We start from the raw sequence: 15807 nt of genomic DNA, 5'->3' as shown, positions 1-15807 counted from the left end.
GTTGGAGGATCTCTTCCTGCGAGGATAGGACGTCGCAATGCAAACGAAAGTCGCCAGAAATGGCGGCTTTTTTTTGTGTATTAATTTAAATTACCAACGTCTATTATAAAGGGTGATCAATATTAAGATGGATGGGCGAATGGTTGTTGCATGTAAACAATCGAACAAGGGAGACGATGCAACAATCCTTTACAGGCCAACTATTGTAGAAAATATTTGTCAGCGTTGTTTGTCAAAGATAAAAAAACATTGGAGGTTACCAAATAATATACTTTATTGCTGGAATTGCGCGACTTACGGACGAATAGATGAGAATAAATGGCTTATGTGTCATATTGAAACACATACTTTTGAAGCTCCACCAGAATGCTTCTATACATGGAACGGTACTTTAACACCATTGCAGACTGACGTGGCAAATAAGATATTAGAAGGATTGAAAAAACGCCAAGATCAGTTGCTTTATGCCGTAACAGGGGCAGGTAAAACAGAGATTCTTTTCCCATGCATCAAATGGGCTTTGGAAGCGGGAAAACGTATCGCATATGTATCTCCTCGGGTAGATGTTATTCGGGAAATCGCGCCACGCATTATGGCGAATTTTAAAATTCGATATACAATCATGCACGGGGAAATCAAAGAACAATGTGACTATACACAGCTTATATTTGCGACAATTCACCAATTATATAAGTTTTACCATGCTTTTGATCTAATCATTGTTGATGAGGCAGATGCGTTTCCATTAAATGGTAATCAATCATTATGGTATGCATTAGCGCAGGTACGAAGTGATAGGAGCACGTTGCTCTATATGACAGCCACTCTAAGTCAGGATTTAAAACGCTTAATAAGGTTTGAACAAGTTGAAGTACAAAATCTCTTGCAGAGATTTCACGGGTATCGGTTACCAAATATTCAAATAAGTGTAGTAGGTAAGTGTTGGAAAAAAGCTTTACCGTTTGATATAAGACAACAATTTGAACAACAAAAAAATCCATGGATAATATTTGTTCCAATGATTGACGATTTAGAATCGATAAAAAATAAGATAGAGCAGTTGCATTTGAATCTCAAAGTAGCATGTGTTTCATCTGAGACAAGTAACCGTGAAGAATTAATTAAAAAACTAAAAAATGGGAAAATTGATATTTTGTGTACAACAATTATTTTAGAACGGGGCATAACTATCTCAAATGTACAGATTATCATTTTAGATGCAGATAAGGGAAAATACTCAGATGAAACATTATTACAAATTGCTGGAAGAAGTGGCCGTGATGTTCATTTCCCAAAAGGGAAAATTATTGTCTATTGCCAGGAGAATACAAAACAATTGAATAGGATTCGAGAAATAATAAATGGAATTAATCGAGAACCCAACATGTGATTTATGTCAGCAACCGTTATCCGATTTAGAAGTTTTACGGGGCCTATTTATTTTGAAACCATGTATAATTTGCCGTACATGTAAAAAACGATTTGAACGGATAACAGGACTGAAGTGTCGGCAATGCGGGAGAGATGTAGCAGAAGTTGACGATAATCAGTGTCTAGACTGTCGTGTGTGGATGAAAAGAACGAATGGACAAATTAAGCATGTCAGCTTGTATCATTATAATGAAATCATGCAGCATTATTTTAAGTACTATAAGTTTCAGGGTGGCTATCACTTATCACAACTTTTTTGTTCTGAAATACAACGAACTATACGAAAAATGAATGTCGAAGTCGTTGTGCCTATTCCGCTTTCTGATGTCAAATATAGTGCACGTGGCTTTAATCAAGTTGAGGCGTGGTTAGGGACGGATTATCAGCAACTTTTAAAACGTGTTCATCAAACGGATTCACAGAGTAAAAGAACAAAGTGGGAACGAATTAATTCGAGCAATCCATTCAGTGTAAGTACTCATCAGCCATACCCAAAGGAGTGTAGGATATGCTTGGTAGATGATATCTACACAACAGGAACTACGATTAGGCAGGCATATGAGGTAATACGTCAGGCGGGGTATCGGAATATATGCTCATTATCTTTGGTTCACGCCTAAAATATTTAGTACACGCTTAAATTTAATCGTGGTAGAATATATGTACCCAATAAAGCTGGGTGATTTGTAGATCGTTGTCAATACCAATAGGTATAGATAGGAGAAGCATATGGTAGAGTATCAAATTCGTGGTCTTAATTTTGAATTAACCGAAGCAATTAGCGATTACGTTAAAAAGCGTCTGGCACGATTAGAGAAGTATCTCAATGCTGATGATCAGTATGTCGTGCGTGTTAAATTAAGTAGCCATAAACCTAAGCATACCTTTCAAGCTGAGGTAACTGTACAAATTGCGAATTACGTCATCCGTGCTGAGGATACGGAAGCTGACTTGTACGAAGCGATTGACGCAGTTACTGACAAACTTGACCGACAAATTAAAAAGTATAGAACGAAGATTACTAAAAGTACGCGTAAGGGAAGTTTTAAGCAGCTTGATGTACCAGATTCAGCGGACAATCAAACTGATGCGGTTGAAGATGATGAATTACCGATTGTACGTAAGAAGACGGTAGAGCTCAAGCCAATGGTTCCTGAGGAAGCTGTTTTACAAATGGAATTACTTGGTCATGATTTCTTTATCTTTATTAATGCTGAAAATGACTTACCAGCTGTGGTATATAAGCGAAAAGATGGACAATACGCGCTTCTAGATACAGATAACTAAAAATTGCGTTACGAAACATTACCAAATGTGGTAATGTTTTTTTATTATTCAAACGATATTGAGAAAGCCATAAGCTGATTAAGGTATAATGGTAATAATAAATAAAACAAATAGGGGAATTAAGATGAAAAAATCATTTGCAACACCACAACAATACGCGCTAAAGGTTGGTGAAATTGCGCAACTTACAGAAGATACAGGTGAAAAAACATCACCCTACTTTGATAAATTAGATGAAGCACTCCAGGCTGATAAATTGGCTGATATGAGTAAAGCAGACTTTCAAGAAATTGCGACGGCTTTTGATGATGCAGTAGATATATATCAAGATGCAGCATCAAATCTATCGGCTGTTAAGGCCCCGGCACGTGTGATTGGTATGCATAAGGCACTAGCACAAGTCTTTCAAGAATACGCAGATGCAACGCAAGCCATGGCTGATGCCCTCGATGTTGACAAACAAGCAGTGGACTTAGAAGCTTTCCGTAATTCAGAAACGCAACAAAATGATCTCATCGTTAAATTTGGTACGCAATTGCGTCGCGTGATGATGTCAGCAATGTAGTAGAGAAGAGCAGAGACATGACTGAATCAATTGATATTAAAGTTTCACAAGCTTTAGATTTGCCACTAAAAAAAGTTAAAGCTGTTCAAGCACTGTTAGAGGAAGGAAATACGGTCCCCTTTATTGCCCGTTATCGAAAAGAAGCCACAGGTAATTTGGATGAAGTTCAAATTCGTGATATCCAAACGATAGCGAAAAAGTTTTCTGATTTAGTTGATCGAAAGACAACTGTCGAAAAAGCAATTCGTGAGCAAGGTGCTTGGAACGCCTCAATTGAAAAGGCACTGGCTGAAGCCGATTCAATGCAAAAAGTTGAGGATATTTATCTACCGTATAAGCAAAAGCGTCGAACGAAGGCCACGATTGCAAAAGAAGCTGGTTTGATGCCTATGGCACAATTTATTCAAACGTTCCCAGAGTCTGGTATTGAAGACAAGGCACAAACGTTTATTAATCATGAACAAGGCATTGAGTCAGTTGAGGATGTTTTGGCCGGAGTCCACGAAATTTTTGCTGAAGTTGTGGGTGAAAATGCTGGATTGCGTGAGTGGGTACGAAACTACACACAGAAAAATGGAAAGCTCACATCAAAAATCAAGCGGGGTGCGCAGGATAAGGATCCGCAAAAAGTTTATGAACTTTACTATGACTTTAGTACACCATTACCTCAAGTTTTAAATCACCAAGAACTGGCAATTCATCGTGGTGAAAAAGAAGGCGTACTATCACAAGGAATCGATGTGGATGTAGATGCAATTACGCGCTATTTGAAGTTTAGGTTAGTGGGGCAAAAGACTGGTCCTGCAGCTGATATTTTGATGCAAGCGGCTACGGATGCTTATAAACGTTTTATTGGCCCAGCCATTGAACGTGAAACAAAGAAAGCGCTGTTTGATAAGGCATCAACCGAAGCAATCAAGGTCTTTGGCGAGAACCTTTATCACTTACTTATGGCAGCACCGCTTAAGGGAAACGTTGTTTTGGGATTTGATCCAGGAATTCGAACTGGATCAAAGTTGGCAGTCGTTGATGAAAATGGGAAGTTTTTAGAGAAAGCAGTCATTTATCCACATAAAGCTCCTAAGTATGACCCTAAGGCTGCGCGCGAAACAATTATTTCACTAGTTAAAAAATATCATGTTGCAATTGTGGCTATTGGTAATGGAACGGCAAGTCGTGAGTCACAACAGTTTATTGCGGACATTATTAAGCATGACTTACCTGAATTAAAGTACGTTGTTGTTAATGAAGCTGGTGCTTCAGTCTATTCCGCCAGTGACGCAGCTCGTGCTGAATTTCCAGAACTACAAGTTGAACAACGGTCTGCAATTTCAATTGCTCGACGTCTACAAGATCCGATGGCTGAATTAATTAAAATTGATCCACAAGCCGTCGGGGTTGGACAATACCAACATGATTTACCTGAGAAAGAAATGAATCAACAAGTCGATGCAGTTTTGGAAACAGCAGTTAACCAAGTTGGTGTTAATTTAAATACGGCATCGCCGCAATTGTTAACACATATTGCTGGTTTGAATACGACAATTGCGCAAAATATTGTGAATTATCGAGATGAAAATGGTCAGTTTGCGAGTCGGGCTGCCGTGAAAAAGGTTCCTAAACTAGGGGCGAAGGCCTTTGAGCAGGCAGCGGGATTTTTGCGTATTCCAAATGGTAAAAATCCACTAGATAACACGGATATTCATCCCGAGTCATATAAATTAGCGCAAACCGTCTTAAAAGAAGCCGAAAATAGACAAGTCGCACCTACTGACTTGCCATTGCGTCAGTTAGCGACAGAATATGAGGTTGGGTTACCAACGCTTCAAGATATTGTGGCTTCGCTTGAACACCCTGGCCGAGATTTACGAGATGCAGAACCAGGTGCCATTTTACGTTCTGATGTTCTTTCAATGAAAGATTTAGAAGTTGGCATGCAGTTGCAAGGAACAGTCCGAAATGTGGTGGATTTCGGTGCATTTGTGGATATCGGCGTGCACGAAGATGGTTTGGTGCATATTTCACGTTTAGCAAAAAAACGTGTGCAGAATCCACATCAAGTGGTTGCCGTTGGTGATATTGTTGATGTTTGGGTAGTGAAGGTAGATCAGCAACGTCAGCGAATTGAGCTATCAATGATTGGGCCACAAGAATTATAAGATTTTTTTAAACATATCATGTATAATGATAGAAAAGCAAAGAGACGAAAGGTGGTAGGATCATGACATTATTTGAAGGTTTTGGAAAAATTGTTACAGGAACTGGTGACATTATTAACTGGGCTGGTACAAAATTGCAAGAAGGTGGCGAATACTTAGGTCGTCCAGAAACCCCTGAGGAACTTAAGGCTAAAGCTAAGGATACAGCATCATCTGTTAAAGGAACTGTATCTGATACAGCAAATACAGTATCAAAAAAGGCTTCAGACCTTGGAAAGCAAGTTGCTAACAAAGTAGATAAGAAGCAAGCTGAAGTGACACCAAACAAGGATATTGTCGTGGACTTTCCTGAAGCTCCGGTTGACGATGCGAAGCAGAAGTCAGTTGTCGTTGAGGTTTTGACGCCTAATAAGTAAGTTTCATTTGAAAAAATAATGGTGATGCCTTGCGTCAAAGCGCCATTTTTGCTATGATATTTCATGTTGAGTTTCAACATGAAGTTGCGGTCGTGGCGGAATTGGTAGACGCGCAGGATTAAGGATCCTGTGGTAGGTAATACCGTGCGGGTTCGATTCCCGCCGACCGCATCAATGAAAAGGCTATTCCATTCTGGAATGGTCTTTTTTTTATAAAGAAGAATGTGTTAATATGTAATTAGTAGATTTTAGAAAGGAGAAGCGGGATGAGTGAAAGACAACAATGTACGTGTGGATGTTGCGACCGACAACCAATGGATACTGCAAAGGCAAATCCAATGATGGTGGACGTTAATACAGTAGATGGTGAAACTGATTCAGTTTCAGACATTGAAGATACCGTTTCTCCTGACAAACCTCCGTGAAGAAGCTACTTGGTATAGCGTAGCGACTAAATTACGAAAGAGGGTATATAGATGAAACATCCTGATGAAAAAAATATGTCTAACATGAATATGAAACACGACGACCATGATATGTCTGGTATGGATATGAAGCACGATGACCACGATATGTCTGGTATGGATATGAAGCACGATGACCACGATATGGCTGGTATGGATATGAAACACGACGACCATGATATGTCTGATATGGATATGAAACATGCCAACCATGATATGTCTGGTATGGATATGAAACACGACGACCATGATATGTCTGGTATGGATATGAAACACGACGACCATGATATGGCTGATATGGATATGAAACATGCCAATCACGATATGACTGGTATGGATATGAGTCATGGCGATATGATGATGCCAGGTGGGCATATGATGCACATGGGCAATATGAAACAGAAGCTGTGGGTGTCATTATGCTTGACAGTGCCAATCCTGATTTTCTCACCTATGATGGGGATGAAGATGCCATTTACGGTGACGGGAGTGCCTGGCCAAAATTGGCTGGTTCTAATTTTTGGAACTATTTTGTTTTTCTATGGTGGATCACCATTCTTCAGCGGTGCCAAAAGCGAACTGGCCGACAAAAAGCCAGCGATGATGACCTTGATTACCTTGGGGATTAGCGTGGCCTACTTCTATAGTGTGTATGCTACTGTTATGAATGCATTGCACCCAAGTATGCATGTGATGGATTTCTTTTGGGAATTGGCTTCGTTGATTGATATTATGCTAATCGGTCATATTATCGAAATGAATACGGTGATGAAGGCTGGATCAGCCGTGGATAGTTTGGCAAAATTAGTGCCTAAAAAGGCCCATCTTGAAACGCCGTCAGGTGAAACAAAGGATGTTAACGTTGAGGACCTAAAGTCTGAGGATGTGGTACTTGTTAAAGAAAACGAGCGCGTACCAGCTGATGGTCAAATCGTTTCGGGTACACCAATTTTGGACGAATCTCTCTTAACCGGTGAGTCGGCCGGCGTGCATAAGCATCAGGGAGATAAGGTTGTTGGTGGTTCACAGAACCAAAATCAATCCTTTACGATGAAGGTGACGCAAGGTGATGACGGTGGCTTTTTGGCACAAGTCCAAAAGTTGGTGGCAAATGCCCAGAACAATAAGTCGAATACTGAAAATTTGGCGAATAAAGTTGCCGGATGGTTGTTTTATGCTGCAACAGGGATTGCCATTGTGGCTGCCATTTATTGGACATGGACGCGTGGCTTCTCATATGCGCTGCCAATTGTCGTAACCGTTTTAATTACGGCTTGCCCGCACGCGCTTGGTTTGGCCATCCCGCTTGTTGCATCACGGATGACGGGATTGGCCGCTAAGCATGGCTTGCTAATCCAAAATCGAAATGCGCTTGAATCAATTAATGACGTGAAGTATGTCATGATGGATAAGACAGGAACCTTGACGGAAGGCCGGTTCAAAGTCCAGGATGTCACCGTGCTTGATCAAGACTATAGCAAGTCGGACGTGTTGAAGTATGCGGCTGCGCTTGAGCAGGGAAGTACACATCCGCTAGCAACAGGAATCGTTGAAGCTGCAGGTAATACGACATTACCAACTGTTCAAGATTTTAAAAATATACCTGGTACAGGTGTTACAGGGTCGATTGATGGGCAGGCAATGGCAGTGGTGAATCGCAATTACTTAGATGCCCAAGGCATTCAAGTGGATAAGGCTGCTTATCTCCGACAAACGCAAGCAGGATATAGCGTCAGCTTCTTGTTAATTGACCAAAAAGCGGTGGCAATGATTTCTGAAGGAGATGCAGTTAAGGCTGGAACTGCAGATTTCATTAAGACACTGAAAAAAATGGGCTATACGCCAGTTATGTTAACGGGTGATAATGAACAAGCTGCTAAAAAGGTAGCTGGTGTCATTGGCATTGATTTAGTACATGCTGAACTGAAACCGAATGATAAAATTCATTACGTCACCAAGTATCAAAAAGAGGCTGGTGTGATGATGGTTGGGGATGGTGTTAATGATTCTCCAGCGCTAGCCCAAGCTACGATTGGTGTTGCAATTGGGGCCGGAACGGATGTTGCCATTAGTGCCGCGGATGTTATCCTGGTGAACTCAAATCCAACTGACATTATTGATTTAATTAAGTTAGCTAAGAATACGCGTCGTAAGATGATTGAAAACCTTTGGTGGGGAGCGGGCTATAATATTATTGCCTTGCCACTCGCCGCAGGAGTATTGATTCCACTTGGCTTCAGACTTGATCCAATGATGGGGGCTGTTTTAATGTCACTATCAACGATTATTGTTGCCATCAATGCGATGACATTAAGAATTAAATAGGCTTTAGAGAACTATCCATAGGGTAGTTCTCTTTTTTTATCGGCGAGGAAATGATAAAATGAAGGTATAAATAAAATTTATACAACAAAATAGTTGACAGGTAAGCGAATATCGTGTAACATAATGTTTTGTTATGGAGGATTACCCAAGTCTGGCTGAAGGGAACGGTCTTGAAAACCGTCAGGTCGGGAAACCGGCGCGTGGGTTCGAATCCCACATCCTCCTTTTTATTATTATCGCGGGTTGGAGCAGTCTGGTAGCTCGTCGGGCCCATAACCCGAAGGTCGTAGGTTCAAATCCTACACCCGCAATTTATGGAGAATTACCCAAGTCTGGCTGAAGGGAACGGTCTTGAAAACCGTCAGGTCGGGAAACCGGCGCGTGGGTTCGAATCCCACATCCTCCTTTTTATTATTATCGCGGGTTGGAGCAGTCTGGTAGCTCGTCGGGCCCATAACCCGAAGGTCGTAGGTTCAAATCCTACACCCGCAATTTATGGAGAATTACCCAAGTCTGGCTGAAGGGAACGGTCTTGAAAACCGTCAGGTCGGGAAACCGGCGCGTGGGTTCGAATCCCACATCCTCCTTTTTATTATTATCGCGGGTTGGAGCAGTCTGGTAGCTCGTCGGGCCCATAACCCGAAGGTCGTAGGTTCAAATCCTACACCCGCAATTTATGGAGAATTACCCAAGTCTGGCTGAAGGGAACGGTCTTGAAAACCGTCAGGTCGGGAAACCGGCGCGTGGGTTCGAATCCCACATTCTCCTTTGCTGATAACCGTATCCTGCGTCTGTGGGGTATGGTTATTTTTTTACTATTTTAGAAATGAGGTGCAGCAATGCGACAAATCCATTATCGCGGGTATGCGATGTTTGCGTTCGGATTGGCAATAATAGCTGGTATATCGATGCCTGTCTTTTGGGGCTGGGATGTTGCCGTTGATTTAAATCAATCAAGTCTATTTTTGATATTACTGCTCGTAGCAGGGGTGTTGCTTGTTGTTGCTGATGTGCAAATGAGCTGGCAAGCGTGGCGTTTCCAAAAAGCGCGTGGCTTTTCAAGTCTCTGGGTGGCCATTTTGGGTCAGAGTGCCTGGTTTATTTTAACGTTTTGGATGTATCTTGACCCAATGCACGTATCAGCCTTGAAAACAGTGACCCTGCCCATTACGATGTTTGGCATTGGGCTACTCATGTTGACGTTAAGTTGGACCCAACGTGTTGAAAGTTTGGCGCCTGTTTCAAGTGCCATGTTGCAATCAGCACGCCGGTTGTCATGGCTGAGTGTTATCTTTGCGGTGTATGGGTTCTTATTCTTTGGGTTAACTTGGGACTGGCAAATTGGCCTTGCCGTGGCAACTGCTTCGTTGCTGGTCATTGATCCACGTTGGCCGCTGATTTTTGCTTCACAGTCACGTGGTGAGGCCATTGAGACATTGACCGATGCACGTGTTAAAATTTATAATCCAGCAGCTTTAGACCAAATTAAAGACATTAAGCAAGCGGTTGTCGAGAAGACAGGTGTGTTAACCAGCCGACAATTGACCGTTTACAATGTTGATAGTATTGATGACAATTATAGTGCTCAAGATGTTTTAGGGATTATGGCTGGCCTCGAACAAGAGGTTGGGGGACTTTATGCTGAAGCTTTGGTGACCTATAGTCATAATCAGGGGGTCTATCCAATCCAAGCTGAGAACGTCGAAGTAATACCACTCGTTGGTTTACAAGGAACAATTCAAGGCGACACTTATATGCTGGTTTCTGCCACAAATGCATTACAGAATAATTATGTCTATCACCGCCAATGGTTGAAAGACACGATTAACCTTGGAAATTCAGTCAGTGTTTTGGTTAAGGGGAGTCATGCGATTGGCGCAGTCGCCTTTGGTGCACCATTGATTAGAACGTTAATTGATGTGGACAATTTCTTTGTGAATCAAAAAATCACTACGCACGTAGCCAGTTCAGATACACAAGGTTCATTGCTACGTGTGCAAGAATCGATGCGAAGCTTGACTGATAGCCAGGCAGGCTTAACACCGGACCGCAAACAACAAATGCAACGGGACTGGGCTGAGACACAACCAACGGCTTTGATTACGAACCAGGTGTTGCCAGCTGACATGCCAAACGATGTCGTGATTAGCTTTATTGATGATGAATCAAAAACAGATTTTGTAATCAACAAGTTAGTCGATGTTAAGGCGATTTGGCAAGCGGCACGACGCTTGAATAAAATTGATCATAGTACTTTGGCGATTTGGCAATTTGTCTTGATTGCATTAATTGTGCTAACCGCCGGCTTGGAAATTTTGTTAAACGTTTCAAATTCAATTATTCTAATGGTGCCAATTGTAGCTATTTTAGTTCGCAGTTTAGTCACCCTAGGACTACGTTTACGTATGAAATTTAAATAAACGAAAGACCGAATTCTAATCCAGGATTTGGTCTTTTTTTATTGCTGATACCGTGTCACATTCATTGACAGAGACTGTGGAAAAGTCTAAAATAATACTAGTGCGCAAGCACAGATTAAACTATGATCAGGACTTCCTGTGAAATAGACGGGAGATATAAGATGGAAATCATTTTGATAATTCTTGTGTCGCTTGTCGCAATCGTAATTGGTGGTGTTTTCGGTTATAAGTATGCTGATAAGCAAATTAATCAGAAACTTACGGATGCACGCCAAAATGCAACAGATATTACGCATCAAGCTGAAATTGAAGCAGAACAAGCAAAAAAGTCTGCCTTAGTCGAAGCTCGTGATGAAAGCCAACGTTACCAAGATCGGATTGAAAAAGACCTTCAAGAACGTCGTTCTGAAGTGAAGAGTCAAGAAGATCGATTGGTAAGTCGTGAATCTGTATTGGATCGGAAAGATGCTTCTCTTCAAAAACGAGAAGAAGTTATCGCAGAGAAGGAAAAGAAACTAGACCAACAACGTCAGAGCGTCAATGATAAGATGCAACGGGCGGATGCGTTACTTGATGCGCGTGAAGATAAATTAGTGGAAGTTGCAGAACTTTCACGTGAAGATGCTAGAAATCAAATCTTAGCTGAGACTAAGGATGATTTAGCTTCTGAACGCGCACGGATGATTAAGGAAAGTGATACACAGGCTTCTGCTGAAGCTGAAAAGCATGCCAAGAACTTGGTGGTTGATGCGATTCAACGTTCAGCTGCCGACATGGTTGCTGAATCAACAGTGTCTGTCGTTAACTTGCCAAATGATGATATGAAGGGTCGGATTATTGGACGAGAAGGTCGCAATATCCGTGCACTTGAAACAACAACTGGAATTGATGTGATTATCGATGACACACCAGAAGCAGTTGTATTGAGTGGATATGATCCAATTCGTCGTGAAATCGCTAAGAATGCTTTGGAGAAGTTAATTGCGGACGGACGTATTCATCCAGCTCGTATTGAAGAGATGGTTGAAAAGTCACGTAAGGAAATGGATGAACATATTCGTGAAGTCGGAGAACAAGCTGTCTTTGATCTCGGTATTCACAATATGCACCCAGACTTAGTCAAAACAGTCGGTCGCTTAAATTATCGTACGAGTTACGGTCAAAATGTTCTTGTCCATTCAATCGAAGTTGCAAAACTAACTGGTCTGTTGGCGGCTGAGTTAGGTGAAGATATTACGCTTGCAAAGCGCGCAGGGTTACTACACGATATTGGTAAGGCCGTTGATCATGATGTTGATGGTTCACACGTGGAATTGGGTGTTGAAATTGCAACCAAGTACCACGAACGTCCTGAGGTGATAAATGCAATTGCATCCCACCACGGTGACGTTGAACCTGAAAGCGTGATTGCTGAACTTGTCGCAGCTGCAGATTCAATCTCAGCTGCTCGTCCCGGAGCACGTTCTGAATCTCTTGAAAATTATGTACAACGTTTGAAGCAATTAGAAACAATTGCGAATAGCTTTAGTGGTGTTGAGAAATCATTTGCCATTCAAGCGGGACGTGAAGTACGTGTTATCGTTGAACCAGCTGTTATTTCCGATTTGGAAGCAACAGTCTTGTCACATGATATTGCACAAGAAATTGAAAAAGATTTGGATTATCCAGGGCATATTAAAGTTACAGTTATCCGTGAATCACGGGCTGTCGAATACGCTAAATAAACTTTTAAAAACAGACATTCAATTTGAATGTCTGTTTTTTTGTCCCCATCTGTGGATTTATTTCGTTTATGGCATGTACGCGTACAACATGACATTTACGGAGGAAAGAATTATGAAGTTGAAGCAGTTAGCCCCAGTTATGCGAGTGCAATACATTGGTTCGCCAACGACAGTGCATGCAGAAGAGGTAACGGAACCAATTGCACGTAACATCTACGCATTGCCGAATACATCGTTTGAAGATTTACTGGCCTTAGGTCGTATTTTTGAAAAATTAGGACGAGAAAATTTTGTGCATCGTATTGTAACGACCAAGCAAACTTTGGTGAAATAGGAGCGTGTTATGAAGCAATTAAATATTCATTTTATTCTTGATACAGAACATGGCGATAAGAAATTCACGTGGAAGTTGAATCATGCTGATGATCAATTAACGCCCGAAACGTTGAAGCAAGCTTTGAAAGCGCTGGCTGCTTGTAAGTGGTTGACTGACGCTAAGGGACAGGTTCTCTGGCCCAAGGTAAAACGAGTTGAAGCAGCATATGCCTCAACTCAATTGAGTGACCGAGTTTTAATTGAGCTCTAACATTCCTTTGGTTTTTTCACGAAAAATAAGCTATAATAGAACTATTCAAAATGTTGTAGAGTTAATTATAAAAAAATATTTGAGACATCTGCATGTTTGAAAGAAAAGGCTCCCATTCGCGCTGGGGGTCTTTTTTTGTGGATGTGATAAAGATTGAAACAACTAAGATTGACTTATGCCGTGCACGACGGGTATAAATGACTCAATCAGTCTTCGTAGTACTCGAACAGCGTCTGTGCGGCTGGATGTTGTAGAACATAACCTGAATGCGATTTAGATTACGCCAACATGCAACAGCGGCATAAGCGAATCTGATTAAATAAAATGGGGTCGCAGGAATGACGGAATTACATGAATTCGAACGTTTAGTGGGGGGCGTGTTAAAAGCTAGTGGATTAACGCGTGCCGACAACCAATACGATGATTATTTTCAAGAACTCTTATTAATTATTTGGGAGCAATTACAAAAGCAACACGATTTAGCGCCGAAAGCTAACAAGCAGCTGTTTCGACTGTTACTTTGGCGCCTACGCGACTTGCAACGCAAGGAATGGCAGCATCAAGCGCGTTATGAGCCATCAGCAGACATTGATGGGGAAACGTATTCAGATTGTTATATGGAGGTTTGGCGCACGTTAAAGGCTAAAACGCCGTACCAACTCCAAGCTATTTATCAAAACGTGTTAGATTTTCCTGATCTAACGCTGCGTGAGCGCAGTCAGCTATTAAGCATGCACCGTAAAACATTACGGCGCCGACTAAACGAAATCGCTCAGCATATTAAATAAGAAAAGCGGATTAGGCCAGTGTGCCTAATCCGCTTTCGTTTATTATCGATTGTCACCGTTAGTGATGGTATTACGAACAATAACTGAATCAACCTTAGTTAAGTCGTGCAACTCGCGACCACCTGCATATGAGATTGCTGATTGTAAATCTTCTTGCATTTCACGCAAAGTATCATAAATGCTACCGCGCAATGGGACGAAGAGCTTCTTACCTTCGACGTTACGGTATTCGCCCTTTTGGAATTGTGAGGCTGAACCGAAGTAAGTCTTGTACTTAGCGCCATCCATTTCAAGCACTTCACCGGGACCTTCTTCGTGACCGGCAAACATTGAACCAATCATAACCATGCTAGCACCAAAGGCGATTGACTTGGCAATATCACCATTGTAACGGATACCACCGTCAGCGACGATTGGCTTTTTAGCAACGGCGGCACATTGTTGAATGGCAGCTAATTGCCAACCACCAGTTCCAAATCCAGTCTTCAACTTCGTAATGCAAGACATTCCAGGACCGACCCCAACCTTCGTTGCGTCGGCACCAGCGTCTTCTAATGCTGTCACAGCATCAGGCGTAGCGACGTTACCGGCAATCACGAATGACTCTGGCAACTTGTTTTTTAGGTACTTAATCATGTCAATAACCGTATCGCTGTAACCGTGCGCGATATCGATGGTCACGTATTCGGGAATATTGTTTTCCGCAGCTAATTGATCGATGAATGCGTGTTCGTCATCCTTAACCCCAACGGAAATTGAGGCAAATGTTCCAGCGGCATGTGCATCTTTAATAAATTGCGCACGTGTTTCTGGTTCAAAACGGTGCATCACATAAAAGTAACCCGCTAGACCAAGTTCAATCGCTAACTTTTCATTAATCACAGTTTGCATATTAGCAGGAACCACAGGTAACTTAAAGGTACGGTCACCAAATTGAATGGTTGTGTCAGCCTCATTACGGCTCTTAATCACACACTTTTTCGGAATAAGTTGAATATCTTCGTAATCGAATACGTTTGACTCTGGCATAATGTCCACACCTCGTTTAATGTTCGTGTTTTGTGTTTTAGTAGGTGATTTAAACCACCAATAGTTGATTATAAACGAACTATATTTAAAAGACAATTGTTTTTTTAGGGAAATAAAACGAATTTTTGTTTAAAACGTTTTACAATTTAATATCTGCTGTCGTTCTGTTATAATGGAAAGATAGCAGATATTTACGGGGTCGTTTTGGAATCGACTAGTATTGTTCGAGCTAGTATGGCGCTTAGGGGTTGTGTCCCTATAAACCACTCAGTTGAATTAACTGCAAACAATTCAAATAACTACGCCGTCGCTGCCTAAAACACAGCACGCGTGATCGTTGCACATTGTGATTGCCGATATGTTAACGGTTTAATAATTTAGTAATCTGCGCTGTATGTTCTCCGATTGGGGATGTGCAGAAGAGGATAATCAATCTAGCAAGTTGATCGCTTTGTGATGCGGCGTGCAACTTGTGAAATTTAAAATGCATGACTATGAGCGTAGAGGTATTAGTAGCGAGATAGTAGGACAGGGGTTCGAATCCCCTCGACTCCACTCTAGAGCCGACTTTGATAAAAGTCGGCTTTTTATTCGCAATAAAAGTGAGGCAGGA

Annotated in this window: 13 protein-coding genes, 8 tRNA genes and 1 other RNA gene; 21 read left to right on the top strand and 1 reads right to left on the bottom strand. The window is 41.6% G+C overall.

Annotated elements, in window-relative coordinates:
* The first annotated feature begins 127 nt into the window (after positions 1–127).
* The 20 genes from IV50_RS07270 (at position 128) to IV50_RS07175 (ending at position 14165) form a co-directional block, all read left to right on the top strand.
* Positions 128–1390 carry a DEAD/DEAH box helicase gene (locus IV50_RS07270; protein ID WP_084736802.1) on the top strand — a complete coding sequence of 421 codons (1263 nt, stop codon included), beginning with the start codon at positions 128–130 and terminating at the stop codon, positions 1388–1390.
* A gap of 770 nt (positions 1391–2160) precedes the next feature.
* Positions 2161–2718, top strand: coding sequence for a ribosome hibernation-promoting factor, HPF/YfiA family (gene hpf / locus IV50_RS07260; protein ID WP_057747079.1), 558 nt, complete (start codon positions 2161–2163; stop codon positions 2716–2718).
* Positions 2719–2842: 124 nt separating this feature from the next.
* Entirely contained in the window at positions 2843–3283 is a 441-nt protein-coding gene (locus IV50_RS07255; protein ID WP_057747077.1) for a hypothetical protein, read from the top strand.
* 17 nt (positions 3284–3300) lie between these two features.
* Positions 3301–5442 carry a Tex family protein gene (locus tag IV50_RS07250; protein ID WP_057747075.1) on the top strand — a complete coding sequence of 714 codons (2142 nt, stop codon included), beginning with the start codon at positions 3301–3303 and terminating at the stop codon, positions 5440–5442.
* A gap of 62 nt (positions 5443–5504) precedes the next feature.
* Positions 5505–5858 carry a YtxH domain-containing protein gene (locus IV50_RS07245; protein ID WP_057747072.1) on the top strand — a complete coding sequence of 118 codons (354 nt, stop codon included), beginning with the start codon at positions 5505–5507 and terminating at the stop codon, positions 5856–5858.
* An 86-nt stretch (positions 5859–5944) separates the two neighbouring features.
* Positions 5945–6029, top strand: a tRNA-Leu gene (locus IV50_RS07240).
* Positions 6030–6124: 95 nt separating this feature from the next.
* Entirely contained in the window at positions 6125–6283 is a 159-nt protein-coding gene (locus IV50_RS07870; protein ID WP_156405021.1) for a hypothetical protein, read from the top strand.
* 51 nt (positions 6284–6334) lie between these two features.
* Entirely contained in the window at positions 6335–8647 is a 2313-nt protein-coding gene (locus IV50_RS07235) for a copper-translocating P-type ATPase (protein ID WP_236697707.1), read from the top strand.
* 135 nt (positions 8648–8782) lie between these two features.
* Positions 8783–8872, top strand: a tRNA-Ser gene (locus IV50_RS07230).
* 12 nt (positions 8873–8884) lie between these two features.
* Positions 8885–8958, top strand: a tRNA-Met gene (locus IV50_RS07225).
* 5 nt (positions 8959–8963) lie between these two features.
* Positions 8964–9053, top strand: a tRNA-Ser gene (locus IV50_RS07220).
* A gap of 12 nt (positions 9054–9065) precedes the next feature.
* A tRNA-Met gene (locus IV50_RS07215) sits at positions 9066–9139 on the top strand.
* A 5-nt stretch (positions 9140–9144) separates the two neighbouring features.
* Positions 9145–9234, top strand: a tRNA-Ser gene (locus IV50_RS07210).
* A gap of 12 nt (positions 9235–9246) precedes the next feature.
* Positions 9247–9320 (top strand) — tRNA-Met (locus IV50_RS07205).
* Between the two features lie 5 nt (positions 9321–9325).
* Positions 9326–9415, top strand: a tRNA-Ser gene (locus tag IV50_RS07200).
* 71 nt (positions 9416–9486) lie between these two features.
* Entirely contained in the window at positions 9487–11067 is a 1581-nt protein-coding gene (locus tag IV50_RS07195) for an HAD family hydrolase (protein ID WP_057747070.1), read from the top strand.
* A 161-nt stretch (positions 11068–11228) separates the two neighbouring features.
* Positions 11229–12791 (top strand): ribonuclease Y, encoded by a 1563-nt coding sequence (gene rny, locus IV50_RS07190; protein WP_057747068.1) that lies wholly within the window; start codon positions 11229–11231, stop codon positions 12789–12791.
* A gap of 112 nt (positions 12792–12903) precedes the next feature.
* On the top strand, positions 12904–13125 hold the full coding sequence (locus IV50_RS07185) for a hypothetical protein (protein WP_057747066.1): 222 nt from the start codon (positions 12904–12906) through the stop codon (positions 13123–13125).
* A 9-nt stretch (positions 13126–13134) separates the two neighbouring features.
* Complete coding sequence (locus tag IV50_RS07180) at positions 13135–13377, top strand: DUF2922 family protein (protein ID WP_057747065.1); 243 nt, start codon at positions 13135–13137, stop codon at positions 13375–13377.
* A 338-nt stretch (positions 13378–13715) separates the two neighbouring features.
* The gene (locus tag IV50_RS07175) at positions 13716–14165 is read left to right on the top strand and encodes a hypothetical protein (protein ID WP_057747063.1); all 450 of its coding nucleotides are present in this window, start codon (positions 13716–13718) and stop codon (positions 14163–14165) included.
* Positions 14166–14207: 42 nt separating this feature from the next.
* Here the strand turns inward: IV50_RS07175 and IV50_RS07170 are convergent, their stop codons facing one another.
* The gene (locus IV50_RS07170; protein WP_057747061.1) at positions 14208–15194 is read right to left on the bottom strand and encodes a GMP reductase; all 987 of its coding nucleotides are present in this window, start codon (positions 15192–15194) and stop codon (positions 14208–14210) included.
* Positions 15195–15389: 195 nt separating this feature from the next.
* Between IV50_RS07170 and ssrA the strand changes: the two genes are divergently transcribed.
* Positions 15390–15752, top strand: a transfer-messenger RNA (tmRNA) gene (gene ssrA / locus IV50_RS07680).
* Positions 15753–15807 lie beyond the last annotated feature (55 nt).

This window comes from Weissella viridescens (assembly GCF_001437355.1).
Taxonomy (GTDB): Bacteria; Bacillota; Bacilli; order Lactobacillales; family Lactobacillaceae; genus Weissella; species Weissella viridescens.
The sequence above is the reverse complement of the archived record's forward strand: the minus strand, read 5'-3'. Positions and strand labels throughout refer to the sequence as shown.

What these genes read in the sequence shown, in the direction of transcription:
- IV50_RS07185 (WP_057747066.1), top strand. Translation starts at nt 12,904, where the DNA reads ATGAAGTTGAAGCAGTTAGCCCCAGTTATGCGAGTGCAATACATTGGT.
- IV50_RS07255 (WP_057747077.1), top strand. Translation starts at nt 2,843, where the DNA reads ATGAAAAAATCATTTGCAACACCACAACAATACGCGCTAAAGGTTGGT.
- IV50_RS07235 (WP_236697707.1), top strand. Translation starts at nt 6,335, where the DNA reads ATGAAACATCCTGATGAAAAAAATATGTCTAACATGAATATGAAACAC.
- IV50_RS07250 (WP_057747075.1), top strand. Translation starts at nt 3,301, where the DNA reads ATGACTGAATCAATTGATATTAAAGTTTCACAAGCTTTAGATTTGCCA.
- IV50_RS07270 (WP_084736802.1), top strand. Translation starts at nt 128, where the DNA reads ATGGATGGGCGAATGGTTGTTGCATGTAAACAATCGAACAAGGGAGAC.
- IV50_RS07870 (WP_156405021.1), top strand. Translation starts at nt 6,125, where the DNA reads ATGAGTGAAAGACAACAATGTACGTGTGGATGTTGCGACCGACAACCA.
- rny (WP_057747068.1), top strand. Translation starts at nt 11,229, where the DNA reads ATGGAAATCATTTTGATAATTCTTGTGTCGCTTGTCGCAATCGTAATT.
- hpf (WP_057747079.1), top strand. Translation starts at nt 2,161, where the DNA reads ATGGTAGAGTATCAAATTCGTGGTCTTAATTTTGAATTAACCGAAGCA.
- IV50_RS07170 (WP_057747061.1), bottom strand. Translation starts at nt 15,194, where the DNA reads ATGCCAGAGTCAAACGTATTCGATTACGAAGATATTCAACTTATTCCG.
- IV50_RS07195 (WP_057747070.1), top strand. Translation starts at nt 9,487, where the DNA reads ATGCGACAAATCCATTATCGCGGGTATGCGATGTTTGCGTTCGGATTG.
- IV50_RS07245 (WP_057747072.1), top strand. Translation starts at nt 5,505, where the DNA reads ATGACATTATTTGAAGGTTTTGGAAAAATTGTTACAGGAACTGGTGAC.
- IV50_RS07175 (WP_057747063.1), top strand. Translation starts at nt 13,716, where the DNA reads ATGACGGAATTACATGAATTCGAACGTTTAGTGGGGGGCGTGTTAAAA.
- IV50_RS07180 (WP_057747065.1), top strand. Translation starts at nt 13,135, where the DNA reads ATGAAGCAATTAAATATTCATTTTATTCTTGATACAGAACATGGCGAT.